Origin of the sequence: Sphingobium tyrosinilyticum (genome assembly GCF_042654265.1) — a bacterium.
In the GTDB taxonomy this organism is placed as follows: Bacteria; Pseudomonadota; Alphaproteobacteria; order Sphingomonadales; family Sphingomonadaceae; genus Sphingobium; species Sphingobium tyrosinilyticum.
In genome coordinates, this window is record NZ_JBHSFZ010000063.1 from 25454 (window position 1) to 51418 (window position 25965).

The following is a 25965-nucleotide window of genomic DNA, read 5'->3' on the forward strand; positions in this document are numbered from 1 at the left end:
TCTCAGTTCAGTTGCCGGGTGGTATCATTCCAGCGCAGTCACGTCCGGCGCAGGCGACCGACCGCTAGGCAAAACAAATGGGGTCACGCCATCGTCGGTATGACGAAGCTTGAATCTGTGACCGCGCCGCCCCCGGGCCAACGCTGGGTGATGGTTTTGACCTTGGTCCAGAAATGCACGCCCTCCATGCCGTGCTGATTGTGGTCGCCAAATGCCGAACGCTTCCAGCCGCCGAAGCTGTGATAGGCGACGGGCACGGGGATCGGCACGTTGATGCCGACCATGCCGACGTTGACACGCTGCGCAAATTCGCGCGCGGCATCGCCGTTGCGCGTGAAGATCGCCACGCCGTTGCCATATTGATGGCCAGAGGGCAGGGCTACCGCCTCCTCGAAGCTAGACGCGCGGACGATTTGCAGAACCGGCCCGAAGATTTCCTCGCGATAGGACGACATTTCAGGCGTGACATGGTCGAACAGGCTGGGGCCGACGAAGAAGCCGTCCTCATGCCCCTGCAGCGTAAAGCCGCGACCATCGACAACCGGTTCCGCGCCTTCGTCGATCCCGGTCTGGATCCAGCGTTCGATCCGGGCCTTGTGGTCGGCGGTGACGACCGGGCCGTAATGTGCGTCGGGATCGGTTGAAACGCCGACGCGCAGCGCCTCGATCGCCGGGATCAGCTTCGCCTTCAGTCGCTCCGCAGTGTCGGCACCGACCGGCACCACGACTGGCAACGCCATGCAGCGTTCCCCCGCAGAGCCGAACGCCGCGCCGCACAGGTCGGCGACGGTCTGGTCTAGATCGGCGTCGGGCATGACGATGCCGTGGTTCTTCGCCCCACCCATCGCCTGTACGCGCTTGCCCGCCGCGACGCCGCGCGAATAGACATATTGGGCGATGTCGGAGGAGCCTACGAAGCTGACCGCGCCGATCGCGGGATGATCGAGGATCGCGTCCACCATCTCCTTGTCGCCATGGACGACCTGGAAGATGCCGTCCGGCAGGCCCGCCGCCTTGAACAGTTCGGCGAGACGCACCGGCACCGACGGGTCGCGTTCGGAGGGTTTGAGGATGAAGGCGTTGCCGCACGCGATCGCCACCGCGCTCATCCACAGCGGTATCATGGCTGGGAAGTTAAACGGCGTGATGCCCGCGCCGATGCCGATCGGCTGACGCATCGAATAGACGTCGATTCCCGGCCCGGCACCCTCGGTATAGTCGCCCTTCAGCAGGTGCGGGATGCCGCAGGCGAACTCGACCACGTCAAGACCGCGCTGGATGTCACCCTTGGCGTCGCTCACCACCTTGCCATGTTCGGAGGCGAGCAGCCGTGCTAGCGACTCCATCTCTGCTTCCACCAGTTGCTTGAAGCCGAACATCACCCGCGCGCGCCGCTGCGGATTGACCGCGGCCCATGCCGGTTGCGCCGCCTGCGCCGCGGAGATCGCCGCGTCCAGATCGGCGGCCCCGCCCAGCCCGACGCGCGCCTGGATCTGGCCAGTGTTGGGATCGAAGATGTCGGCGGCGCGGCCGGACGAGGATCGCACGGACGCACCGCCGATAAAATGCTCCACCTCGCGGATGGTTGATGTGGTCAACGTCGTTCTCCTTGAAGAGGGGTCATGACCGGCCGGTCCTCGCGCTCGTGCGCGCGAGAACCTCTTGCAACCCGGCCAAAGTGCGCGTGAAAGCGCGATCCGCAGCGGGCACCACGATCGTGTGGCCCGTAAATCCGTGTGTCAGGTCGCCGAACTCGATCAGTTCGACCGGCACGCCGGTCGCACGCAGCCTATCAGCATATTCCACGGCCTCGTCGCGCAGCGGATCGACCGTCAGGACGGCGATTACCGCCGGCGGCAGCCCGGACAGGTCATCTGCTGCCAGCGGCGAGAGGCGCGGGTCGGCGCGGTCATGTCCGGCGCTGTACAAGGGATAAAGCTGGCGGAGCGAATGGGTGCGCAGCGAGGGATCTGCATCCGCCAGGACCGAGGCGCGTTGAAACGCGGTGTCGCGTAGATCGACCGCCGGGTTGACCAGCAACTGGGCGTCGAAGCTTCCGCCCGGTCGCTCGTCGCGCAGCAGCAGGGCTACCGCCGCGGCGAGGTTCGCGCCGGCGCTCTCGCCGCTCAGCACCACCGGCAGATCGCCGCCACCAAGGTCCTTGAGGTGATCGAGCGTCCAGCGCGCCGCGACGAGGCAGTCGTCGAGACCCGCCGGGAAGGGATTCTCTGGCGCAAGGCGATAATGGCTCGTCACCACCACCATCGACAGGTCTCGCGCCATCCGGCGCGCAATGGGATCGATGATGTCGATGTTGCCGACCGACCAGCCGCCGCCATAAAAATGATGGAGTGTGCCCTCGACCGCACCTTCGGGGCGATAGATGCGCATGGCGATGTCGCCGCGCGGACCCGGCTGCGTCCGATCCTCGATCGACCCCACAGGGATCGTTCCGTCGGGTCCGACCATCATCGGGCGGAGCGCCTCGGCCGCTGCGCGATAGGCGGCGATGTCCAGGCCCTCCGATGCGGGGATCGGCATCTGATTGAGCATCTGCTGTAGTACAGGGTCGAGAGCCATCGTCAGTCTCCTGTTGCGTCGTCTGCGACGGGCGTGTCCATGATCCATGCGTGCGCCGGGTCATTGGCGAAGACCCAGTTACGGCGAGGGCCTGCCATCACATTCAGATAATAGAGATCGTAGCCATGCGCTGCCCCGACCGGGTGATAGCCGCGCGGCACCATGACGACGTCGCCATCCTCGACCGCGATCGTCTCGTCGATCGATCGGTCGTCCGTGTAGACGCGCTGGAAGGCGAAGCCCTGCGGCGGCGACAGCCGGTGATAATAGGTCTCCTCGAGGAAGGTCTCCTCGGGATAGGCGTCGCGATCATGCTTGTGCGGCGGATAGCTCGACCAGTGACCGCCGGGGGTAATCACCTCGACAACGAGCAGACTCTCGGCCTCCGCCTTGTCGTCGAGGATGTTGCGTACGTAACGGGTGTTGGTGCCCTGCCCTCGCGTTTCCAGGCCGACATCCTCCGGCGGAATCAGGCGCAGGCGGCCCTTGCCCGTGGCGGGTGCGGTGCAGATGGCGATCTCGGCAACGCTGTCCGCCTCGATCCGGTAGGGCGTTCCGGCCGGCACATACACCGAGGTGGCCGGCCCGTCGAACACGTCCTTGCGTCCACCGACGCCGGTGATGCGCTCATGACCGCCGATCACATTGATCGTGCCCGAGAGGATGACGAGGCACGCCTCCCGGCCATGCTCGGTTCCATCATAGGCTTGGCCGGGCATCAGCCTTACGACCCGAAAGCCGACATAGCGCCAGCCTGCATTCTCGGGCGTGATGTCCAGCACGACGCCGCTGGCATCGGGAGCGCTGCTGCGAACGCGCAGGCTCATATGACCAGCTCGGCATCGCGGGCGAGACGCCTGAGTGTGTCGAGGCCCAGCTGCTGGTAGGTGCGCGGATTCGCGACCGCAGGGTCCTGCTCCGCCTCGATGACGATCCAGCCAGTATAGTCGACCCCGGCCAGCGCCCGCATGAACGGCGCAAAGTCGTAATCGCCATCGCCCGGCGTCGTGAACATGCCGCCGACCACGCCGTCGAGAAAGCTGTCGCCATTGGCGAGGAACGCCTTGTGCCGGGCGGCGCGTATATCCTTGCAGTGGACGTGGTTCACCCGTTCCAACCGCTCCTGCACGACCGTGACCGGGTCGATGCCGCCGCAATAGGCGTGGCCGGTGTCGAGCACCAGTCCGACATGGTCGCCAGTCACCTCGAAGAAGCGCCGGAGTTCGGCGTCGGTCTCGACGACGGTGCCACAATGATGATGGTAGGCGAAGCGCAGGCCGCGTTGGTTGACATGGGCCGCGACCGCATCGAGCCGCTGGCCGAAACGCACCCAGGCATCGTCGGCAAGCTGCGGGTGCGTGTCGAGTCGGCTCGATCGGTCGCCGTGCACCGCGTTGGAGGTTTCGGCGAGGATGAAAACGCTCGACCCCATCGCTTCGAGGAGCGCCAGATGATCCGTCATCGCTTCGATCTCTGCGTCGGCATCGCGGACCAGCAGGTTCGAGGAATACCAGCCGCCGACGATGTCAAGGCCGTATCCGGCCATGATCGGCTTCAGCGTGGCAGGGTCGCGGGGAAATTTGTTGCCGAGTTCGACACCGTCAAAACCGATCTCCTTCACGTCGGTCAGCAGCGCGTCGAGCGTCGTGTCGCCGCCCAGTTCGGGCAGGTCGTCATTGGCCCAGGCGATCGGGCTGGCGCCCCAGCGGATCGTCATTTCACTTGTCCCTTCCTGGAATCATCATAGCGCGCTCTCGCCGCCAGCACGTCCTTGTGCGTGGAAACCTCCGCCACGGCGACATCCCACCAGTGGCCGCCGGCCTGCGTCGTCGGAACCGGATCGGTATCGATTACGACGACGGTGCTGATCGGTGACGCCGCGGCGCGCGCGAGCGCGGCATCGAGCTCGGCAAGGCTCGCCACCTTCTCCGCCGCCGCGCCGAGACTGCGGGCATGGGCGGCGAAGTCGATCGCAGGCAGCATGTCGTGCCGCGTATCGGCGAGGAGGTTGTTGAACGGCAGGCCGCCGGTCGCCTGCTGCAATCGGTTGATGCAGCCATAGCCGCGGTTGTCGAGCAGCACGACTATGATCTTCAGGCCCAGCATGACCGAGGTCGCCAGTTCCGAATTGAGCATCAGATAGCTGCCGTCTCCGACCATCACGACCACGTCGCGCGACGGATCGGCCATCTTCACGCCCAGTCCGCCGGCGATCTCGTACCCCATGCAGGAAAAGCCGTATTCGACATGATAGCCGCCCGGCCGGTGCGCGCGCCAGAGCTTGTGCAATTCACCGGGCAGCCCCCCTGCGGCGCTGACGACGACGGTGTCATCGCCCGCCCGTCGCCACACCGCGCCGATGACCTGCGCGTCCGATGGCAGCGCGTCACCCGGCGCCATCGCCGTCTCAACCGCAGCGTTCCATTTCGTCACCGCGGCAGCGTTGGCTTCGCGCCAGGCCTCCTGCACTTGCCAATCGCCGAGGTGCGCAGCCAATGCTTCGATCACCGCGCGCGCATCGCCGACCACGGCGTGCGCATGATGCTTCGCCGCGTCGTGAGGGGCGACGTTGACCTGAAACAGCGTGCCGCCGAACAGGGTGCGCGAGCCAGTGGTAAAATCCTGCAATCGCGTGCCGATACCTATCACCAGGTCGGCCGTCATTGCCGCGCGATTGGCGGCGCTGGTGCCGGTGACGCCGATCGCGCCGAGCGCCTCGGGCTGGTCCCACGCCAGCGCGCTTTTGCCCGCCTGGGTCTCCGCAACGGGTATGCCCGTCGTCCGCGCAAACGCCGCCAGCGCCGCTTCTGCACGCGAATAGAGGACGCCGCCGCCCGCGACGATCAGCGGGCGCTCCGCCGCGCGGATCGCGTCCAGCAGCGCACCAAGTTCCTCTTCGTCGGGCCGGGGCCGCCTTTGTCGCCATAGGCGCCGCGCGAAGAAGCTTTCTGGCCAGTCATAGGCTTCCGCCTGCACGTCCTGGCACAAGGCCAGCGTCACCGGCCCTGCGGAGACCGGATCGGTCAGCACCGCCATCGCGCGCGGGGCGGCGTCGAGGATTTGCTCGGGCCGGGTGATACGGTCGAAATAGCGGCTGACAGGGCGAAAACAGTCGTTGGCGCTGACCGTGCCGTCGCCGAAATCCTCGATCTGCTGGAGCACCGGATCGGGGCGACGGCTGGCATACACGTCGCCGGGCAGGAACAGCACCGGCAGGCGGTTGACATGGGCCAGCGCGGCTGCGGTCACCATGTTGGTGGCGCCCGGTCCGATCGAGGTGGTGCAGGCCATCGCACGCTCGCGCCGGTGCGCCTTGGCGAAGGCAATGGCGGCATGTGCCATGCCCTGCTCGTTATGCGCCCGAAACGTGGGCAGGGTATCGCCCGCGCCGGCCAGCGCCTCGCCCACGCCGGCCACATTGCCATGGCCAAAGATCGCCCAGACGCCCGCGAAGAACGGCACCTCCCCCGCATCGGTCGCGATATGTTGCGCCGCCATCCAGCGCACCAGCGCCTGCGCGGTGGTCAGTCGGATCATTGCCGCGCTCATACCGCCTGCCTTTCGCGTACCGCGCGCCAACCATCGACGAGGACGGAGAAGTTCGCCGCCATCGCCTCCACTGCGTCCTCGTCGTCGATCGTGCCCTCGAGCCAGTTCGCTGCCGGCTCGGCCCAGATCGTGCGACCCACCGCGAAGCCTTTCACCAGCGGACTGGTGGCCGCCGCCGCAAAACTGGTCAGCAGCGCGTCCTGCGTGGCGGCCAGACCCAGCAGCACGATACCACGGCAGTGCGGATCATGCTTGCCGATCACCGCTTCGACCGCGGCCCATGCCGCCGGTTCGACCGCTGGCTCCAGCTTCCACCAGTCGGGATAGACGCCCAGTTCATAGAAATGCTCCACCAGCCCTGCCACGGTATCGGTCGTGACCGGTCCATGTTTGGACGCGATCACCTCCAGCAGCAATTCGTGCCGGGTCTGGCGACATGCCTCGAACAATCGCAAAATCTGCCGATCCTGGGCCTCGCGCAGCGCGCGATCATCGTCGGGGTGGTAGAAGACCAAGCACTTGACGACATGGTCGAGCGGCCAGTCGGCGAGGATCGTCGCGGCCTCAAGCCCGCCCTCGAACACCAGCGGCCGCGACCCGGGTTGCTCGATCGGACGGCCGACCCAATAGGGCATCTCCGCCGCCGCCTCCAGCGCACGCGCGCCATAGCGCCCGTCGGCCAGCAGGCCATAGCCATGATTGTCGCGCGCCACACGCTCCAGAGCGCGCAGTGCCAGTTCCTTGAAACGGGGCACCCGGTCGAAATTGCCGGTGCCCAGCGTCACTACGAGATCGTCGAACTGGCTACGATGGTCGATCGCGAGCACAGTGAGGTCGGGATAATCAGGGTGACGGTTGGTCGACCAATGCGTCTGTTCCAGCGCCGCGCTGTCGCGCAGGCGGTGCGGCCAGTCGTCGCGCCCGAGGAACGCCTGCAATTCCTTCCAACTCGGTTCGGCCGGCGCGCAGCCGTGGCGAGAGACGACAATCGCGCCGCACGCATTGGCATAGGTGCAGCAGGTCTCGATCGGTTCGCCGCGCAGCCAGCCGCGCAGGAACCCGGCCATGAAGGCGTCACCCGCGCCCAGGACGTTGAACACCTCGATCGGGAAGCCTTGACCGACGATACCGCCATCGAGGCTGTCGGGTATCGCACGCGGAAACGCCACGCACCCGTCAGCCCCGCGTTTGCAGACCAGCAGCGCGTCAGTGGCCGCCCGGATCGTTCGAAGCGCCGCAAGCGTATCGGTCGTGCCGCCCAGGATATGGATTTCCTCCTCGGTGCCGACGATCAGGTCACAAAGCGGCAGCACGCTTTGCAGTTTGTTGGTAACGATCGCACTCGCGACGAAGCGGTCCTCGCCATTGTCCTTTTGCGCCAGACCCCACAGCACCGGCCGATAATCGATATCGAAGATCACCTGCCCGCCCGCCGCGTTGATCGCCCGCGCCGCCTTGAGGCTCGCGGCACGCACGTTAGGCCGCGACAGATGCGTGCCATTGATGAGAAGCGCGCCGGCCGACGCGACGAATTCCGGGTCGATATCCGCTTCGCACAGCGCCATGTCGGCGCAGTTCTCGCGATAAAAGATCAGGGGAAAGCTGTCCGGATCGCGGATGCCCAGGATGACGAGCGCGGTCAGGCGATCGGGATCGCTGATCACGCCTGCCACGTCTACCCCCTCGCGTTCGAGTTCCTCGCGGATGAAGCGTCCCATATGATCGGCGCCGACGCGGGTTATCAGGCCGGTCCTCAGCCCCAGCCGCGCAGCACCAATCGCCGTGTTCGTGGGACTGCCGCCGATATATTTGGCAAAGGATCCCATGTCCTCCAGCCGACCGCCGATCTGCTCGCCATAAAGATCGACGCCGGACCGGCCCAGGGCGATGAGGTCCAGTGGTCTGGCCGCAGCTACCGTTTCGCTCATCGGCCTTCTCCCCCCTGTTGCGCCTGGTCCGCTTTGCCCGACAGGATATCGGCCACCAGCCCGCGGCTGCGAAATTGCAGCGACAGACGCTCGGCATCCGCCAGCAATTGGACCATGCAGATGAACGCCACATCGTTGGTGGGATCGACCCAGAACCAGCACCCCGCCGCCCCGTCCCAGAAATAGGTGTCGCGTCCCAGGCGGACGTCCGCCGCCGCCGGATCGGTGACGACCACGCCATTATAGGCATATTCATAGCCCAGGCGCAGGATATGCGGCGCCGTGCCGAACGCGCCGGTCAGGAGGTCCGGTGGCGTATGGCTGCGTGTCATTTCCACGACAGCCTCCGCGCTCAGGATGCGCGCGCCCTCCAGTTCGCCCCGGTTGAGCAGCATCCGTGCGAAGCGCAGATAGTCGCCCGCCGTCGACACCAGCCCGCCGCCGCCCGACGCAAAGGCGGGGATCCGGTCATAGGCCAGAACAAGTTCACGCGCCGGCGCATGCGCCATGTTGTCGTAAGGCATAGGTCCCTCGGCGTTCGCCTCCACCAATGTGTTGCCTGGCAGCACGTACAGGCTGGCGAAGCGGTCGCGCTTCGACGCCGGCACGACGAAATCGGTATCGACCATGCCGAGCGGCGCGAAGATCCGGTCGATCATGAAGTCGCGCAGCGTCATGCCGCTCAGCCGCTCGACCAGCGCCCCTTGCACGTCCATTGCGACGCCGTAGCGCCATCCCGTGCCGGGATCGAAGGCGAGCGGCGCGCGTGCGAGCCGGGCGAGATAGTCGGCGAGCGGCAGATCATGGGGAATGACGGGCACATCCGCCGCGCGGAAGGCGCGGTCGGCCGGCTCGTCGCTGAAGCCATAAGTGAAGCCGGCGCGATGCGTCATGACATGCTCGATCAGCACCGGACCCACAGGCGGGGAGAGGATCGGCGTGCCATGGTCATCCACGCCGCGGAACACCTGAAGGTCTGCCAGCTCGGGCAAATGGTCCGCCAGCCGATCTCCGGGTGCCCAGCGTCCTTCCTCACGCAGGATCATCATCGCGACCGCCATGACCGGCTTGCTCATCGAGAACAGCCGGAAGATCGTGTCCGGGCGCATTTGCGCTCCAGTGGCGACGTCCTGCGATCCGATCGCGGACATATGCGCTAGTGTGCCGCGATGCCAGGCCATCGTCACTGCGCCACTGAGCAGCCCGCGATCGACCACGTCGCGGATCATCGCGTCGATCGGTGCCCAGCCGGCTGCGTTATCGACCGACGACGCGTCGTGCCCAGACCCTTCCGTCACTAATTGCATGTCGGGGTCAACTCCAGAATAATATTTCTACTATATAACTTAGTGGAATAAAGAATGCAAGATTACAATGTTTGAGCAGCGCCTTGCGTTCAGCGCGCGATGCGAATCAGGATCGCGCACACGCCCGCCAGCGCAGCGACTGCCGCGCCGAAAAAAAACAACGCCGGGTAGCCGCCGGCTTGGATGATCGACGCAGCGATCGCCGGGGAGATGACTCCGGGGGCGGACCCGGCTGCCAGAAGGATACCCAGGTCGCGTCCGGCAGTCTCCGGCGCCGGCAGGACAAGGGTGGCAAGCTTCAGGTCCAGCACGAAATAGGCGCCGAAGGTCAGCCCGATGCCGAGAGCGAAAGCGAGCATGACCGGCCAGCTCGCGCTTGCCGCTGGCAGCATGGTGACGATCGCGGCGCCGAAAGAAGCGAGTGCGACGACCAGCGCGGTGCGGCCAATCCGGTCTGCGAAATATCCAGATCCGAGCGTGATCACGAGCCAAGTGACCGTCATCACGCTCAGCAGAATGCTGACGCCCGCGGCAACGTTGCCAAAGGGAACCTTTGCCGCTCCAACATAATCCTGGACAATATAAAACATGTACCCGCTAACCGCAAAGTAGCACAGGAACATCAGAAACCGGGACGCCAGTGCCAGGGCGAAATTGCGCTCCCGCACGCTCGAGAATTGCGCCAGGAAGCTGGTCATTGACATGGGTTGCCGGGACGGGGTCGATACGTCGACCGACGATCCCTCCGGCTCCAGCAACACCAGCGTCCAGGTCAGGATCGTGAAGGGAATTGCCAGGATAACGTAGCCAAGCATCGTGCTCGACGCGAACGTCGCCAGGTTGACTCCGCAGAATATTCCGACCGGCGCGCCGAGGCCGATCGCCGCCGAGGCGAAGCCGAGCTCGTTTTCGGGGATGCGATCCGGCAACGCGGCCAGCAGCACCGACTGGTAATAGTTCAGCGCGAACCACAGCAGCGGCATCACCAACGCGAGAAGCGTGACCGAACCGGCGATATCCATGACCGGCATCAGGATCACGCCCGCGAGCCACGAGAGCACCAGCGACGGTGTCCGCCGTCCCCAGCGAGACCGGGTGCGATCCGACAGGGCGCCCCCCGCAAAGAGCGAGATGACCGTGGTGACCGAGGCGAGCGTAACCAGCAGGGCCATCGTCGACACCTTCGCATCGGGCGCCAGCCGCTGCACGACGGGGGGCAGCAGAATGTTCTGCACGCCCTGGAAAATGGTGATGAGCGAGGAATAGGCGAGGAACAGGAGAATGGACAAACGCCGCGTCTTCGAGCGCTGCAGCCTCGGCTGCCGCTCCGCCACGGTGAGTCCGATCATTTCGGTCATCCATTTTTCCTCTCCACTCCAAAATACGAGAACCATAATTTCTGTCAATGAATTATACGGAACAATAATTCTATTATAAGAGCGGGTATGGCGACCGTTTTGCAGAAAAACCCCCTTCACATCGCGCCGCTTCATAGCTACCGTTCGGAATACATATTCTATATTAATGAGGATCGGACATGATTGGTATCGCGGTCATCGGCGCCGGCCGTATCGGCAAAATTCACGCGGCGAACGCTGCGGGCAATGCGCGGCTGTCGCTGAAATATGTCGTCGACCCATATGGCGACGCCGCCGGACTGGCGCAGGAGCATGGCGCGCAGACCACCGACGTGGAGCAGGTCTGGGCCGACCCCGAGGTCGCCGGCGTCGTGATCGCGAGTTCGACCGACACGCACCTCGATTACACACTCGCAGCGGTTCGGGCCGGAAAGCACGTTTTCTGCGAAAAGCCGCTCGATCAGGACGTTGATCGCGCGCTAGGGGCGTTGAAGGAATTGGAGGCTGCCGGGCCTAAGATATTGCTCGGCTTCAATCGCCGCTTCGACCCGAACTTTGCCAGCCTGCGCGCGCAGCTGTCGCAGGGAGCAGTCGGCGCGCTGGAGACGCTCCATATCATCAGCCACGATCCCGCGCCGCCGCCACCGGCCTACATCAAAACCTCGGGCGGTATCTTCAAGGACATGTCGATTCACGATTTCGACATGGCGCGCTGGCTGCTGGACGAGGAGATCGAGAGCGTCTTCGCATCGGCTTCGGTGCTGATCGACCCGGAAATCGGCGCGGCTGGCGACTTTGATAGTGCGAAGATCATCCTGCGCACTGTCACTGGCAAGCTATGCGTCATCTCCAACAGCCGACGCAGCGGCTATGGCTATGACCAGCGCATCGAAGCCTTCGGGTCCAAGGGGCTGATCCGCGCCGACAATGCGCTCGAGACCACAGTACAAACCTGGACCGAGCCAGGCGCGAAGAACGCGCCGTTCCAGAATTTCTTCCTCGACCGCTACGCCGATGCCTATCGGATCGAGATGCAGCACTTCGCCGATGTTGTGGAAGGCAAGGCAGCACCGCTTGCCGACCAGCACGATGGCGTCGGCGCGCTGTTGCTGGCGGAAGCGGCGGAAGAGTCAGCGCGTACCTCCAGCGTAGTCATGCTGGCCGCCAAGTATGCGCAATGAGTTCCGGCAAAGGGCATTTCGCTGGCGTGCCATTCTCTCTAGCAGTGTCGAGCGAGATGATGTTCGTCGATCTGCCACCTCTGGAACGTGTGCGTCGGATCGACGCCGCTGGTTTCCTAGTGGAAATCTGGGACTGGACACGCCATGATATTGGTGCGCTGGCGGCGAGTGACGCCACCTTCTCCTCAATGACCGGCTATGTCCGTGGCCGGCTTGCCGATGGCGAGGGCGCCGACGAACTGCTCGCGACAGCGCGCGAATCAGTAGCGGTCGCGAAGCGGCTGGGGGTCCCACGGCTTAATCTGCACGGCACCGGGCTGGGCGGTGATGGCCTGCCGCTGCGACCTGCGACCGAAGTGACGGGCGCCATGTGGCTGCAAGCGGGCGACACGCTGCGCCGCCTCGCCGACCTGGGCGAGGAAGCGGGCGTCACCTTCGTGCTAGAGAATCTGAATGCGCCCGTGGATCATCCCGGGGTTCCGTTCGGCAAGGCGGCCGAATGTCTGGAACTGATCGCGTCGATCGACCGCCCCTCACTTCGCCTGATGCTCGACCTCTACCACGCGCAGATCGGCGAGGGGAATTTGATCGAGCTGTGCCGCCAGGCGCTGCCCTATATCGGCGAGATCCAGGTTGCCGACGTGCCGGGCCGCTGCGAGCCAGGGACCGGCGAGATCAACTATTCCAACATCGCGCGCGGCTTGGCCGAGATGGGCTATACCGGCCCCGTCGGGCTGGAAGGCTGGGCATCGGGCGATCCCGCCGCCGCGCTCGACGCTTTTCGTGCGGCGTTCACCGTCGCCTAGGCGCAGCCAGTGGCGTTGTCGGCGCACGATCCGGCATGTCTGACGCAAAGGGAGCGATGATGAAATACTTGTTCTGCGATCTATTTCATGGTCATTAGGAGCGTAATGCAGACGATAACCGAGCCGCCCGAGGATCTGGAAAGCTTCCTCCTGACCATACGTGAGCGCTATGACGCTCTCAGCGACCGTCTGCAGCGCATCGCCCGGCATATTTTGGACGAGCCCAACGACCTCGCCTTCGAGACTCTGGCGGTCGTGGCCGAACGCAGCAATGTCCAGCCTTCCGCGATCGTGCGGTTCGCACAGGCGTTCGGCTTCGCCGGCGCCAGCCCCATGCAACGGCTGATACGCGACGGACTGCTCCAGGAGGATCGCTCGCTGGGTTATGCCGAGCGGATCCGGCAGCATCGCTATGCCACACCGGGCGAGGAGGAGGGGCCGCGCGAATTGCTGTCCGAATTCGTGAAGGGCAACATCCTAGCGCTGGAGAATCTGAACCACTCGGTAGGAATGCGCGAATTGACCGAGGCCATCGACCTGATCGAGAACGCCGACACAGTGTATGTCATCGGTTTTCGTCGTTCTTTTCCTGTCGCCAGCTATCTCACCTACATGCTGGCGCAAGCGGACAAGCGGACCGTTCTTGTCGACGGCGTAGGCGGCCTTCACCTGCAGCAGGCCCGCGGCCTGAGGGACGGGGACGTCCTAGTGGCAATCAGCTACGCCCCGTACAGCCCGGAAACGATCGCCCTCGTCGATGCGTTCGCAGGTCAAGGTGCGGTGATCGCTATCACCGACAGCGTCATCGGCGCCATCGCCAAGGAAAACGCGCTGGTTCTCCAGGTTCGGGAGTCGGAGGTCCGCGGCTTCCGTTCGCTGGCGGCATCCATGTGTCTCGCGCAGTCCCTCGCGATCGGGCTCGCCAGCCGCAAGATCGCAGGCGCCAACGCCTAGCCGTCTCGCTGCAGTCGCTCAGCGATGGCGAACGACGAACTCGTCGATGCTGGCGCGCGCGGTCACCAGCCCGTTCACCACTGCCGCCGGGTCCTCATAACCCAGCGCCATGCCCGAGACGATCACTTCGTCGTCGAGCACCGGCAGCACGCGTCGGACGGCAGCGCCATATTCCGCCCAGGCCTGTTGCGGGCAGGTCGCAAGCCCGAAGGCGGGCGCCAGCGTCATGACGTTGGTCATGAGATTGCCCATGTCGATCCACGCGCCGTAGCCCCAGTCGCGCGCCATCGTGAAGAACAGCCCGACCGGCGCGCCGAAAAAATCGAAGTTGCGCAGGAGCGCGCGCTGGCGCCCCTCCAGATCGTCTCGGCCGATGCCATAGATCGCGAAGAGGTCGAAGCCGACCTTGCGCCGGCGGCCGCGGTAGGGTTCGCGAATGTCGGCCGGGAAATAGGGATATTCGTCACTGCGTTCCCCGGCGGACGCGGCGGCGGTGACCTCGGCGCATAGCCGTGCGTGCGTGTCGCCGGTCACGATGTGCACCCGCCACGGCTGCATGTTCTGCCCTGACGGCGCGCGTGATGCCGCCGTGAGAATGCGATCGATCACCTCGTCGGCGACCGGGGTGGGCAGGAAGGCGCGCACCGAGCGCCGACCGGCGACGGCGTCATAGGCAGACACGGTCGGATCAGGAACGATCATCGCCTAATCCACCAGCTCGAAAGCCATAGCCGTGGCTTCACCGCCGCCGATGCACAGGCTCGCGACGCCGCCCCGTCCACCTCGCAAGCGCAACGCGCCAAGCAGTGTGGCGATGATCCTGGCGCCGCTCGCACCGATCGGATGACCGAGCGCGGTCGCACCCCCGTTGACGTTCAGCGCATCGGCCGGGATGTCCAGTTCGCGCGCGGCGATCATCGGCACCACTGCGAAGGCTTCATTGATCTCGAACAGGTCCACATCGGCGACGGACCAACCGGCGCGGTCGAGCAGCGCCCGGATCGCGGGCACCGGCGCGGTGGTGAAGAGGCCTGGCTCCTGCGCATGGGCGCTGGTTCCCACCACGCGCGCCAGCACCGGCAGCCCCAGTTGCTTCGCGACGCTCTCGCGCGTCAGCACCAGCGCCGCCGCGCCATCCGAAATTGACGCCGCATTGGCCGCGGTGATCGTGCCGTCGGCGGTGAAAGCGGGCTTGAGCGAGGGGGTCTTGTCGACCCGCGCCTTGCCCGGCTGCTCGTCGGTATCGACGATCGTCTCGCCCTTGCGGTCGCGGACGGTCACGGGCGCGATCTCATCGGCGAAGGCGCCGGTTGCGATCGCCTGCTGCGCGCGTTCGAGCGAGCGCACCGCATAGGCGTCCTGTTCCTCGCGGGTGAAGCCGTATCGGGCGACTGCCTCCTCCGCAAAGGCGCCCATCGGCTTGCCCGCGCTATAGGCGTCCTCCAGGCCGTCCATCATCATCGTGTCGATCATCCGGTCGTGACCGATCCGCGCCCCGGCCCGATGCCGGGGCAGCGCGTAGGGCGCATTGCTCATGCTCTCCATGCCGCCCGCGACGATGACATCGGCGGTGCCGGCGGCGAGCGCCTCGCAGGCCATGATAACCGCCTGCATGCCCGATCCGCACATCTTGTTGACCGTCGTTGCCTGCGCGGAAAGCGACAAGCCGGCGGCGAGCGCCGCCTGCCGGGCCGGCGCTTGCCCCAGTGCGGCTGGCAGCACGCACCCCATATAGACGCGCTCGATCCGCTCCGGCGCGATGCCAGCGCGCGCTACAGCCGCCCTGATCGCTACCGCGCCGAGATCTGTCACCTTGACGGTGGACAGGCCGCCGAGGAAGCCGCCGATCGGCGTGCGGGTATAAGCGGTTATCACGATCGGGTCGTTGGTCATGTCAGTCCTTGTTGAAGAGATATTGGCCTTGTCGACGAGGCATCGGTCATTTCGGGGGCATGCGGATCGCGCCGTCGAGGCGGATCGTCTCGCCGTTCAGCATCGGGTTCGCGATGATTGCCATGACGAGCTGCGCATATTCGCGCGGCCGGCCGAGACGTGGCGGGAAGGGCACCGATCGACCGAGCGCATCCTGCACCTCCTGCGGCATAGCGCTCATCATCGGCGTCTCGAAAATGCCCGGCGCGATCGCGCAGACGCGGATGCCGATGCCCGCAAACTCGCGCGCGGCGGGCATGGTCAGCCCGACCACGCCCGCCTTCGACGCGGCATAGGCCGCCTGGCCGATCTGGCCTTCGAAGGCCGCGACCGAAGCGGTCGAAATGATGACGCCACGCTCCCCGTCCTCCAGCGGGTCCAGCCCGGCCCCGCCAGCCGCTACCAGGCGCATCATATTATAGGTGCCGATCAGGTTGATGCCGATGACGCGCGCGAAGTCCGCGAGCGGTGCTGGCCCACTACGGCCAACGATCCGCGCGGCGGGCGCGACGCCGGCACAGTTCACCAGGATACGCGCCGGCCCGTGCGCCTTTGCCGCCCGCGCGATGGCCGCCTCGGCGTCGGCTTCGTCGGTGACGTCGCAGGCGAGGCCCAGGCCTCCCACAGCGTCCGCCGCCTCGGCGACCCCGTCGACGTTGCGATCGATCAGCGTCACGCGCGCGCCGGCCGCCGCCAGTGCCTCAGCAGACGCCAGGCCCAATCCTGACGCCGCCCCGGTCACGATCGCCGGGATATCTCTTACATTCATCAACTCATTCCTGTCGGGTATCGTTGGCCGGCGTCACGCCGGTGCCTTGGTTTTGGCGATTTCCTGGTTGCGCAGCAGGAAGCGCTGTACCTTGCCGCTCGGCGTCTTGGGCAGGTCCGCGACGAATTCGATCTCGCGCGGATAGGCATGGGCCGACAGGCGCGCGCGGACATGGAGCCGCAGTTGATCAGCCAGTTCCGCACCCGGCTCATAGCCCGGCTGGAGGACGACGAAAGCCTTGATGATCTCGGTCCGCTCAGGGTCGGGCTTGCCGATGACGGCCGACTCGGTCACCGCCTCATGCTCGAGCAGCGCGCTTTCGACGTCGAACGGGCCAACCCGGTAGCCGGACGTGGTGATGACATCGTCCGCCCGCCCGACGAACGAGATGCTGCCGTCATCGTTCAGCTCGACCATGTCGCCGCTGCGGAAATAGGCCTTGCCCAGAGCCGGCGTCTCGCGCCCATGATAGCCCGTGAACCACATCATCGGCGAACCCGCTATGTCGAGCGCAAGTTCGCCCGGTACGCCCACGCCCAGTTCCTTTTCTTCAGGCGACAGCACGACCACCCGATGCCCCGGCGTGGCGTAACCGGCCGATCCGATCCGTACCGGATGATCAAGGCCGTGATGGTTGCACAGGACCATGCCCAGTTCGGTCGCGCCGTAATGATCGTGGATCGTCACACTGAGATTCTGGCCAAACCAGCGAATGATCTCGGGGTTCAGCGGCTCACCCGCGCTGCTCACCGCGCGCAACTGCCCTTTGATCTTCGCCGCCTTCTCCGCGCCATCGGCCATCAACATGCGATAGGCGGTGGGCGATCCGGCGAGGCTGGTGATGCCATAGTCGGCGATCGTCGCGTAGGTCGAGTCGACGCTGAATACCCCTTCGTGGAACAGGGTGGTCATGCCCATCGCAAGGGGACCGATGACGGCATAATAGAGGCCATAGCCCCAGCCGGGATCGGCAAGGTTCCAGAAGCGGTCGTCCTCGCGTAGGCCGATGGCGTCGCGCATATAGCCCACGAACGCCGCGATCGCGCGCAGCGGGATGAACATCGGCTTGGGCAACCCGGTGGTGCCAGAGGTGAACATCATCAGGAACGGGTCTTGCGCTTCACAGACGACCGGCTCCAGCGCTTCGCCGCGGCCATCCAGCGACGACCAGAAATCGCGATCGCCATACCCCGCCGTTGCGCCGACCTGAACGATGGCGGCCAGATGCTCCAGCCCGGCCAGCTTGGGACGGTTCGCTGCGTCCGTGACCACCACCCGCGTTTCGGCGAGCGTGAGACGGTGCTCGATGGCCTTCGGCCCGAAGGCGGTGAACAGCGGCTGATAGGCCGCACCCAGCCGCCATGCGGCGAGGATGGTGATGATTAGTTCCGGCGTGCGCGGCAGCAGGCCGGCGACTCGGTCGCCCTTGCCCACACCCAGCTCCGCCAGCACCTGCGCGAACTGGGACGACCGCCGCTTCAGCTCGGCAAACGTCCAGTCGCGGGTTTCGCCGGCCGGGTTGCGGTGACGCAGCGCGATCCGGTTCCCGTCGTCGGCATGACGATCGCAGCAGACCTCCGCCGCGTTCATATGCCCGGCGGAGTCCATCGCCACCGATGCCAGCGCCGCCGCCGCATCGAAACGGGCCGCCGCTACGCCATAGTTCGGGCGGCTCATGCCGACGCCTGTCCGCCAGGGACCACGGGCAGTTCGATGAACGAGGGACGATCGGCATCATGGAAGATGCGTTGCCGCGCGACCTGCATCGCCGTCCCATCCTGATCGCCGGTGTTGAGATTGCGGTCCCAGCGCGGGAAGCAACTGCTGGTCACCTGCACGCGGATGCGATGCCCCGGCAGAAACACGTTGCTGGTCGACCACAGGTCGATCTCGTGGCGATCGATCGCGTCCGCGCCGGTCACGACGCGCGTGATGCCGTCGGCCAGAATGATCGAGCGTCCGTCGGGATGCACGTCGCACAGCCGCGCGACCCAGTCGGTCGACGGCGCAGAACTCGCCGCGTGCAGGACGACGCGGATACGGCCGGTGACTTCGACCTCTTCTTCCAGCGGGGCGGAGGTAAAGACCAGCACATCGTCGCGCGCCTCGACCGGCGCCTGATCCAGCGGTCCGGCTGGATAGGCGGCCGCCATGACGAGCGGGCCGCCAAGCGTCGGCACAGGATCGGCGGGATCGTAGATAAAGGTTGAGACGTCCTCCGCCGCATCCGGGTTGCCCGTGGTCAGGCCGCCGCCGTTGCGCAGAAAATGTTGTTCCGTGCGGGCGCGCGCCAGCGGCCAGGCCGGCTCGTCGCGCCATTCATTACGACCCATCACGAAGATGCGCACCGGCGTGTCGGGCAGCGTCACCCCGGCATCAGTTGCCAGATGGCGGCGAAACCATGCGAGCTGGAAGTCATTGGTGTCGCCATGGGGATGGACCGGGGCATAGAGTCGCGACGCCATCGCCCCGAAGCACAGATCGCCGATCGGATCGCGGAACACACCATGCGTCCACGGGCCGACCAGAAGCCGCGCATCCTTGCCAGCCTCGGCCATGGCGACGTAATTGTCGAGCGTCCCCTGGAGGAAGATATCGTACCAGCCGCCCCAATGGAGGCTCGGCACATCAATCCGGTCATGCTGCCCGGCGACACGGCACCAGCTCACCGTCTCCGGCTGGTCGATCGCCCGGATCGCGCCCAGACCGGGCAGCTTGTATTTCTCCAGCGTCGGGCTGCGGCGAACGGGCAGGTCCCAATAGCCCCGGTCCTTCATGCCGTCGACATCAGCGAGCAACTCGCCGGCGAGCCGCGCCTTCTCTTCGGGCGGGAGCGCCGGGTTCTTGGCAAGATATTCGAACCCCATCTGCGTCGTCCAAGGCAGCTCGAGTCCCCATTCGATCGCGCCGCCGCGTCCGTAAAGACCATCCATCGGATCACACCACGTCACCATCGGCGAGATCGCGCCGAGCGACGGAGGCTGCGCCGCGGCGGCCCTCCATTGGGTATTGCCGACATAGCTGCCGCCGAACATGCCGACGCGACCGTTCGCCTTGGGCAGGCGGGCCGCCCATTCGACGGTGTCGTAACCGTCGTCATATTCGTGGCGGAACGGCATCCACTCGCCCTCTGATCCGCCGCGACTGCGGGTGTCCTGATGCACGATGATGAATCCCTTCTGGGCCGCGCGCACGGGTTCCAGAACCATCAGGTGATCCGGCGCCGCGCGGCCATAGGGCGTGCGCGACAGCAGGACGGGCCACGGCCCGTCGCCATCTGGCGTGTAGACATCGGCACGCAAGACCGTCCCGTCGCGCATCGGGACCGGCATGTCGGCTTCCACGGTCACCGTCATGGATCGCTCCCGCGTGTCGATAGGGGCGTGAGTAGTCATATCTCTCTCCATCATCCTTAATTCTTGCACAGGCGGTAGCCGCATTCAGTCGCGCGCATACAGATCATGTCGCACTCGATTCAGCGGGTCCGCGACATTGCCAGGATGTGGTCTCGCGCACGAGATACGCGTCGTCGCAACATTGGGTTATGCCCTCTCTCCAGATCATCATCCCAGCCTAGGATGAAATGGAATTTTTATTCCGTCAAGTTCCAAGTCGGAATTAAACTGCTTTTGCTGGTCCCTTTAATGTGGGAAGGAACATGGCTGATACCAAAGAGCAATTACCAACATGAAGGTTAGCCCGTCCGGCCGACGCCGCTATGGGTCTAGCTCGTTCAAAGCCGACCTCGACAACGAACCATTCAAAGGTGTTATTCTATTTATATGTTTGACAGAATATATATTCCTTAATATATGAATGATTGTCGCTTGAAATCGGCAAAAAAATGGATGGGAGGCTTCTAATGAGAAGCAAGTGTGTCCTGCTGGGCAGCGTCGGTCTGGTCGGCCTGCTAGGAGCAGTCTCTGCTCCTGCGCGCGCGCAGGTTATGGCGGAGTCCGTGGCCCCGGCGGCCGATGCCGAACTGGATTCCAGTCCATCGCGGGCGACGAACGCCAATTCTGCGCCAACAGGGGCAAGGCAAGCCGCATCCGCCGGCGACAAAGGGCTGCAGGACATCATCGTCACTGCACGCCGACGCAGCGAAAGTGCCCAGACCGTCCCTGTGGCGGTAAGTGTGGCGAACGCAGCTACCCTTGAGGAACATCAGGTCCTAAACGCGCACCAGCTTGTCAACCTGACGCCCAGCCTGCAGGTTCAGTCGGGACTGCTCGAGGCTGGCGCCGTAAATTTCACGATCCGCGGCGTCGGAACGACGCCCATTGGGCCGCAGACCGAATCGAGCGTCGGCATCGTCATCGACGACGTGGCGATGGCGCGGCCTCAGTTTGGCAACGTCCAGTTCTTCGACCTCGATCGGGTCGAAGTCCTGCGCGGGCCACAGGGTATGCTGTTTGGAAAGAACGCCTCTGCGGGCCTTATTAACATTGTAACCACGCAGCCGAAGATCGGTAGCTGAGAAATGCTCGTTCATGCCGAGTATGGAAATACGACAGCGCCCGGGTCCGGAAACGTCGCCTCTCTACAGGCGGCCGTCAATTTCCCCGTGAGCGCGAACTCTGCGCTTCGATTGTCGACGTTTTTTACCAGGCAAGATGCTTTCGTTAAGGATCTCGCTCAGGATCAGAATCTTGGCAACACATCTTACGGCGGACGTGTCAAATATCTCTGGGAACCGACCGAGGCGGTCCGGCTGACCTTGGCCGGGGACTATCAACATAGTAAGGGGCGCGGTGACGGCGTTTTCGTCCATAGTTATACCGCCCCTGGCGGACTCATCGCGACTATCAACGCCGCAAATGGCATCACGGCATCTCCAACAAATAACCTTCTTGCCACCGATGGTCTCGGCTATCTCGTCTCGAAGGTCTATGGCGGGCAACTGAAAGCCGAAGTCGATGTTGGCGGTGGCTTCACTTTGACCAACATCCTGGCGTATAGGAAATTTCGCCAGAGGATGGCGTCGCCAATCGACATCACCACCGCCGACATATTTAATAATAATGAGGGTGGCTACGACTATCGGCAGACAACTGAGGAAATCAGACTGTCTTCGCCCGCGACCAGCCGCTTCAGCTTCCAGCTAGGTTTGTTCTACCTCAATCTTCGCGCCAAACAGTATCTGCTTCAGGGCGCGAATCTCGGCCTACCCGTTCCGCCAGGGCTCTCCTTTGCGGGCGGCTTCCTTGACCAAACGGCCAGGACGAAGAGCTATGCCGGATTCTTTGAAGGCCAGTTCGAAATTTCGGACGCGGTGAGACTCACGGCTGGTGGTCGTTACACCCATGATGTCATTTCATTGCGGGACAAGATCACCAACCCTTCGGCGGTGATTCCCCTTTATCCTAACATCGACTTTGATGTTTCAACGAAACAAAACAACTTTTCGTATCGGTTCGGTGTTGACTATGACGTCGCGCCTGATGTGCTCGCATACGCGACCTACTCGCGTGGATATAAAGGCCCGACTTTCGATCAGCTTAGTGGTGCACGGGTCGCTCCCGAAATCCCGAAGAGTATCGAAGTCGGCTTAAAGTCCACATTGTTCGACCGGCGCCTCCGATTGAATATCGCGCTGTTCGATACCAAGTACGACGGCTTCCAGACCCTCGCTCAGGCACCAGGCCTGTCAGCTGGTTTCGTGACCCTCAATGCGGGTCAATTGAAAACGCGCGGCGTCGAAGTGGAATATAATGCTTTGCTTGCGGAAGGTCTCAAGCTATCGGGTGGAGTGACGTACAACAATACTGAATATAAAAATCTCAAGAACGTGCCCTGCTATTACGGCCAACCGACCGGAACAAGCGGGACAAATGTTTGCAGGCCGAACGGGACTACCGATGTAAGCGGAAACCAGCTCGCCAATGCCCCTCGCTGGTCGATGAACAGCACGGTTCGCTACGAAAGGCCGGTTTCTGGAGATTGGGTGGGGTTTGTTCAAGGCGATGTCTACTATCGCACGTCCGCTTATTTCACTCAGACACGCGACCAGCAAACGCGGATCAATGGCAACGCGATTATCGGCCTATCGTTCGGGGCGCACACTGCGGATGATAGACTAACCATCACTGCCTTTGTGCGGAACCTGTTCGATAAGCGAGTTCCAACTTACGCTATCGCGGATCCGGTTGCGACAGTTTACACCGGCCCGGCGGGCGTTACAGACGCTGCGCTTGGGGGAGATTATTGGCACAATTTCGGGCCAAACTCCTATCGAACGATCGGTGTGACGCTGAATTATCGGATGTAAGCCACAATAGCAAACGCCGCCGAGCCGCGGAAGATCGACTGCCGCGTCGTTCCAGCATAGGGGAACAGCATGGCCCCCGCTGCTGAAACTGACAAGCAATCGCGGCCGGATTTGTGGCGATTTGGAGTCATAATTGGCCGCGGCGCACATAACTCGCGCGATCATGCTGAAGGAGCAGCGGTTTTTGAACCTGCGCCTCCGCCGGCGCGGCATAGAGTTCAGGGGCCCGGTTCTTTTTCTTAGGCCCTGCGTCTTGGCGGCGCTCTCCCATGCTGGATCCAGCGCCGCCAAATGATGATGTTAGTTGCCAGGTAGTAACCCTGGGGCCAGTCTTGGCAAAACCCAATGACCGGGTATTGCTGATGTTGGAAGCAATGGGTGGTGCGTCATGAGCATGGACAAACTCAGTCATCTCGTCGGCGCCTCCGGGCCACCTCTGCTTGAGCATAAGATCGGCGAAGCGCTGGAACTGGCGTCTCAGCGCCGGCCGGAGGCCGAGGCACTGGTGTCGCGCCACCAGAATGTCCGCCTCTCCTGGGCGGGACTCAAGGCAGCGGTCGATTCATTCGCGATGGGACTGCTGTCGCTTGGGCTTCGTCCCGGTGACCGGGTCGGTGTCTGGGCGCCAAATTGTGCAGAGTGGACCATCGCCCAGTTCGCCACTGCCCGTGCAGGTATCGTCCAGGTCAACATCAATCCGGCCTACCGCACTTCGGAACTAGAATATACGTTGCGGAAAGTCGGCGCGAAGGCGCTTATTTGCGCGGCCTCCTTCAAGACGAGCGACTATATCGCCATGGTCGAGGCATTGGTTCCGACTGTCGCAGCCCCGGCACCCGCGCCTATGTCGAACCGACTGCCGGACCTTGCCCATCTCATCAAGATCGGCGGCAGTCATCGCCCCGGCTGGCTCGACTTCGACGCGGTGGCCGCGCTTGGGACAGACGCATCCGCGCAGGAACTTGCCGCCATCGCGGCAGGCCTTCATCCGAACGACCCGATCAATATCCAGTTCACCAGCGGCACCACGGGTTCGCCCAAGGGAGCGACGCTGTCGCACAGGAACGTGCTCAACAACGCCTATTTTTGCGGCCTCGCCATGGGCCTGTACCCGGGCGACCGACTGTGCATTCCGGTGCCGCTCTATCATTGTTTCGGCATGGTGATGAGCAACCTCGCATGCCTCGTTCACGGTGCGACGATGGTCTATCCGTCGCCGGGCTTCGATCCACTCGCCGTTCTCGAGGCGGTTGAGGCCGAACGCTGTACAGCGTTGCACGGCGTGCCCACCATGTTCATCGCCGCGCTCGAGCACCCTCAGTTCACGCATTTCGACCTGTCGAGCCTGCGCACCGGCCTCATGGCCGGATCGCCCTGCCCGGTCGAGGTGATGCACAAGATCATGACCCGGATGCACATGCGCGACGTCGGCATTGCCTATGGCATGACCGAGACCAGTCCGGTCAGCTTCCAGACGGCGCTGGATGATCCGATCGAGCGGCGGGTCGGCACGATCGGGCGGGTTCAGCCCCACCTTGAGGTGAAGATCGTCGACCCGGCCACCGGCGAGACCGTGCCGTTGGGCGAGCAGGGCGAATTGTGCACACGCGGCTATTCGGTGATGCTTGGCTATTGGGACGATCCCGAAATGACCGCCGCCACTGTCCGCGACGGCTGGATGCACACCGGCGACCTCGCCGTCATCGACGAGGCGGGGTATGGCCGCATCGTCGGGCGCATCAAGGACATGATCATCCGCGGTGGCGAGAACATCTACCCGCGCGAGATCGAGGAGTTCATCTACAGCCATCCGGCGGTCGAGGATGTGCAGGTGATCGGCGTGCCAAACGCAAAGTTCGGCGAGGAGGTGCTCGCCTGCGTCAAGCTGCGCGCCGAAGCGGCGGCGGATGCCGAGGAGATCATTGCTTTCTGTCGCGGGAAGATCGCCCACTATAAAGTTCCGCGCTACGTCCGCTTCGTCGAGGCCTTTCCGATGACCGTCTCCGGCAAGGTTCAGAAATATCTGCTGCGCGAGGCGATGATGGCCGATCTTGGGGAGCGCTGAAAACTTCATGCTCAAACTTCATAATTGCCGGAAGACGCGTTCGCTACGCCCGCTATGGGCCCTCCAGGATGTCCGCAGAGCATGCTTCCGCATGGAACCAGTCAACGCAAGGATATCAAACCGACGCTGATCCTCAGGTTCGAGCAAACCGATCACGCCCGGGCAATCTTCTCAAGTTTTGCCAGGAAGATGGAGTGGGCCCCTGGGGCCGGACAGGTGGGACCATAATGATTGACCGTGGGTTTGGCTTTCGGAGAAAAGCCAATGCGACATCGATCCCACAGCATGGAGTTCAAGCGCCAGGTCGTTCAGGAATATCTGGGCGGCGAAACGTTGCATGGGCTGGCCAAGCGTCACGATGTTTCTCGCCAGTTGATCCGAGTCTGGATCGAGAAGTACGAGGCCGGCGCATTCGACGATGACGCCCAAGCGGCTGATCTCATCCAGCAGTATGAGGCCCGCATCGCCGCGCTGGAGCGACTGGTGGGCAAGCAGGCCCTTGAGCTGGAGTTTCTAAAGGGGGCTCTTCAAAGCGCACCACGACCGCGAAACGGGACTACATCCGTTATCGCCGGCCCAGCGGCATCTCCGTCTCCCAAGGGTGCAGGCTGATGGGTATCGCGCGTTCAACTTACTACCTTGAGCGGGTGGAGCGGATTGGAGAGGCCGAGCTGCTAGCCGCGATTATCGCGATCTGCGATGAGTTCGAAGCCTATGGCTGGCGCCGCGTACGCGCGGCCCTGCAACACCAGGGCATCTGTGCAAATCATAATCGCATCAAGCGCTTGATGCGCGAGCATAGCCTTCAGCCGCGAAAGCGGCGGCGATATGTTGCAACGACCGACAGTGCTCATGATCTGCCGATATTCCCAGACCTGGCGAAGGATGTCGCTCTGACAGGTGCGGATCAGCTCTGGGTCGCAGACCTAACTTATGTCGCGATCGCGAGTGGCTTTGCTTATGTAGCGATAATCCTGGATGGCTGGTCAAGGCGGGTTGTGGGCTATGCTATCGGTCGGTCATCGACGCCCGCCTCGCCATTGCCGCGCTTCAAACGGCTATCGCGAGCCGGCAGCCATCACCGGGCCTCGTTCACCATTCTGACCGCGGATCCCAATGCACCCTGCTCGTCTATATCGACGACGCGACCAGTGAGCTGATGCATCTCCAGATGGTCGAGAGCGAGAGTACCTTTTCCTATATGGAAGCGACCCGGGCGTATATCGAGCGGCACGGCAAGCCGGTGGCCTTCTACTCCGATCAGCACA

General features: G+C 63.9%; 22 protein-coding genes. 8 read left to right on the forward strand and 14 right to left on the reverse strand.

The genetic code is table 11. The features are described 5' to 3' along the window. Positions 1–83: 83 nt before the first annotated feature. From ACFO3E_RS17405 to ACFO3E_RS17440, 8 genes are all read right to left on the reverse strand, one after another. Positions 84–1583: a CoA-acylating methylmalonate-semialdehyde dehydrogenase gene (locus ACFO3E_RS17405; RefSeq protein WP_380806809.1), complete on the reverse strand. Its 1500-nt coding sequence runs from the start codon at positions 1581–1583 to the stop codon at positions 84–86. Between the two features lie 37 nt (positions 1584–1620). After that, positions 1621–2580: an alpha/beta hydrolase gene (locus ACFO3E_RS17410; RefSeq protein ID WP_380806751.1), complete on the reverse strand. Its 960-nt coding sequence runs from the start codon at positions 2578–2580 to the stop codon at positions 1621–1623. Between the two features lie 2 nt (positions 2581–2582). Beyond that, positions 2583–3407, reverse strand: coding sequence for a 5-deoxy-glucuronate isomerase (iolB, locus tag ACFO3E_RS17415; protein ID WP_380806754.1), 825 nt, complete (start codon positions 3405–3407; stop codon positions 2583–2585). Further along, positions 3404–4297 carry a myo-inosose-2 dehydratase gene (gene iolE / locus ACFO3E_RS17420; RefSeq protein WP_380806757.1) on the reverse strand — a complete coding sequence of 298 codons (894 nt, stop codon included), beginning with the start codon at positions 4295–4297 and terminating at the stop codon, positions 3404–3406. The genes iolB and iolE overlap by 4 nt, the downstream gene beginning before the upstream one ends. After that, positions 4294–6117, reverse strand: coding sequence for a 3D-(3,5/4)-trihydroxycyclohexane-1,2-dione acylhydrolase (decyclizing) (gene iolD / locus ACFO3E_RS17425; protein ID WP_380806760.1), 1824 nt, complete (start codon positions 6115–6117; stop codon positions 4294–4296). The genes iolE and iolD overlap by 4 nt, the downstream gene beginning before the upstream one ends. Before the next feature lie 8 nt (positions 6118–6125). Continuing rightward, on the reverse strand, positions 6126–8057 hold the full coding sequence (locus ACFO3E_RS17430; protein WP_380806762.1) for a bifunctional 5-dehydro-2-deoxygluconokinase/5-dehydro-2-deoxyphosphogluconate aldolase: 1932 nt from the start codon (positions 8055–8057) through the stop codon (positions 6126–6128). Next, entirely contained in the window at positions 8054–9364 is a 1311-nt protein-coding gene (locus ACFO3E_RS17435; RefSeq protein WP_380806765.1) for a serine hydrolase domain-containing protein, read from the reverse strand. Before ACFO3E_RS17435 ends, ACFO3E_RS17430 begins: the two co-directional genes overlap by 4 nt. Positions 9365–9453: 89 nt before the next feature. Next, entirely contained in the window at positions 9454–10722 is a 1269-nt protein-coding gene (locus ACFO3E_RS17440; protein ID WP_380806768.1) for an MFS transporter, read from the reverse strand. Between the two features lie 179 nt (positions 10723–10901). Here ACFO3E_RS17440 and iolG point away from each other — a divergent pair, with 179 nt between their 5' ends. The 3 genes from iolG (at position 10902) to ACFO3E_RS17455 (ending at position 13663) form a co-directional block, all read left to right on the forward strand. Continuing rightward, the gene (gene iolG, locus ACFO3E_RS17445; protein WP_380806771.1) at positions 10902–11903 is read left to right on the forward strand and encodes an inositol 2-dehydrogenase; all 1002 of its coding nucleotides are present in this window, start codon (positions 10902–10904) and stop codon (positions 11901–11903) included. Then, entirely contained in the window at positions 11900–12709 is an 810-nt protein-coding gene (locus tag ACFO3E_RS17450; RefSeq protein ID WP_380806774.1) for a TIM barrel protein, read from the forward strand. The genes iolG and ACFO3E_RS17450 overlap by 4 nt, the downstream gene beginning before the upstream one ends. Before the next feature lie 105 nt (positions 12710–12814). After that, a complete protein-coding gene (locus tag ACFO3E_RS17455; protein WP_380806777.1) occupies positions 12815–13663 on the forward strand; it encodes a MurR/RpiR family transcriptional regulator in 849 nt (282 codons plus the stop codon). Positions 13664–13681: 18 nt separating this feature from the next. On the opposite strand, the gene ACFO3E_RS17460 is transcribed toward ACFO3E_RS17455, so the two are convergent. Genes ACFO3E_RS17460 through ACFO3E_RS17480 form a run of 5 tightly spaced genes read right to left on the reverse strand, consistent with a single transcriptional unit; the run spans position 13682 to position 19720 of the window. Next, positions 13682–14365, reverse strand: coding sequence for a nitroreductase (locus tag ACFO3E_RS17460; RefSeq protein WP_380806779.1), 684 nt, complete (start codon positions 14363–14365; stop codon positions 13682–13684). 3 nt (positions 14366–14368) lie between these two features. Further along, positions 14369–15556 (reverse strand): acetyl-CoA C-acyltransferase, encoded by a 1188-nt coding sequence (locus ACFO3E_RS17465; protein WP_380806782.1) that lies wholly within the window; start codon positions 15554–15556, stop codon positions 14369–14371. A gap of 46 nt (positions 15557–15602) precedes the next feature. Then, positions 15603–16364: an SDR family NAD(P)-dependent oxidoreductase gene (locus ACFO3E_RS17470; protein ID WP_380806784.1), complete on the reverse strand. Its 762-nt coding sequence runs from the start codon at positions 16362–16364 to the stop codon at positions 15603–15605. Between the two features lie 33 nt (positions 16365–16397). Continuing rightward, a complete protein-coding gene (locus tag ACFO3E_RS17475; protein ID WP_380806787.1) occupies positions 16398–18041 on the reverse strand; it encodes an AMP-binding protein in 1644 nt (547 codons plus the stop codon). Then, the gene (locus ACFO3E_RS17480) at positions 18038–19720 is read right to left on the reverse strand and encodes a CocE/NonD family hydrolase (protein WP_380806790.1); all 1683 of its coding nucleotides are present in this window, start codon (positions 19718–19720) and stop codon (positions 18038–18040) included. The genes ACFO3E_RS17475 and ACFO3E_RS17480 overlap by 4 nt, the downstream gene beginning before the upstream one ends. A 506-nt stretch (positions 19721–20226) precedes the next feature. Here ACFO3E_RS17480 and ACFO3E_RS17485 point away from each other — a divergent pair. Together ACFO3E_RS17485 and ACFO3E_RS17490 are read left to right on the forward strand one after the other, a co-directional pair. After that, on the forward strand, positions 20227–20841 hold the full coding sequence (locus tag ACFO3E_RS17485) for a TonB-dependent receptor plug domain-containing protein (protein ID WP_380806792.1): 615 nt from the start codon (positions 20227–20229) through the stop codon (positions 20839–20841). Positions 20842–20844: 3 nt separating this feature from the next. After that, positions 20845–22632 (forward strand): TonB-dependent receptor, encoded by a 1788-nt coding sequence (locus ACFO3E_RS17490; protein ID WP_380806795.1) that lies wholly within the window; start codon positions 20845–20847, stop codon positions 22630–22632. 127 nt (positions 22633–22759) lie between these two features. Here ACFO3E_RS17490 and ACFO3E_RS17495 read toward each other — a convergent pair whose 3' ends face one another. Further along, positions 22760–23044, reverse strand: a complete 285-nt coding sequence (locus ACFO3E_RS17495) for a hypothetical protein (RefSeq protein WP_380806797.1) — start codon at positions 23042–23044, stop codon at positions 22760–22762. On the opposite strand from ACFO3E_RS17495, the gene ACFO3E_RS17500 reads away from it, so the two are divergent. The 3 genes from ACFO3E_RS17500 to ACFO3E_RS17510 all read left to right on the forward strand — a co-directional run bounded on the left by ACFO3E_RS17500 (position 23027) and on the right by ACFO3E_RS17510 (position 25857). Next, positions 23027–24697 (forward strand): AMP-binding protein, encoded by a 1671-nt coding sequence (locus ACFO3E_RS17500; RefSeq protein WP_465269448.1) that lies wholly within the window; start codon positions 23027–23029, stop codon positions 24695–24697. The two genes, ACFO3E_RS17495 and ACFO3E_RS17500, sit on opposite strands and share 18 nt — an antisense overlap. Before the next feature lie 264 nt (positions 24698–24961). Beyond that, on the forward strand, positions 24962–25309 hold the full coding sequence (locus ACFO3E_RS17505; RefSeq protein WP_380806803.1) for a transposase: 348 nt from the start codon (positions 24962–24964) through the stop codon (positions 25307–25309). Continuing rightward, positions 25309–25857, forward strand: a complete 549-nt coding sequence (locus ACFO3E_RS17510; protein WP_380806806.1) for an IS3 family transposase — start codon at positions 25309–25311, stop codon at positions 25855–25857. The genes ACFO3E_RS17505 and ACFO3E_RS17510 overlap by 1 nt, the downstream gene beginning before the upstream one ends. Positions 25858–25965 lie beyond the last annotated feature (108 nt).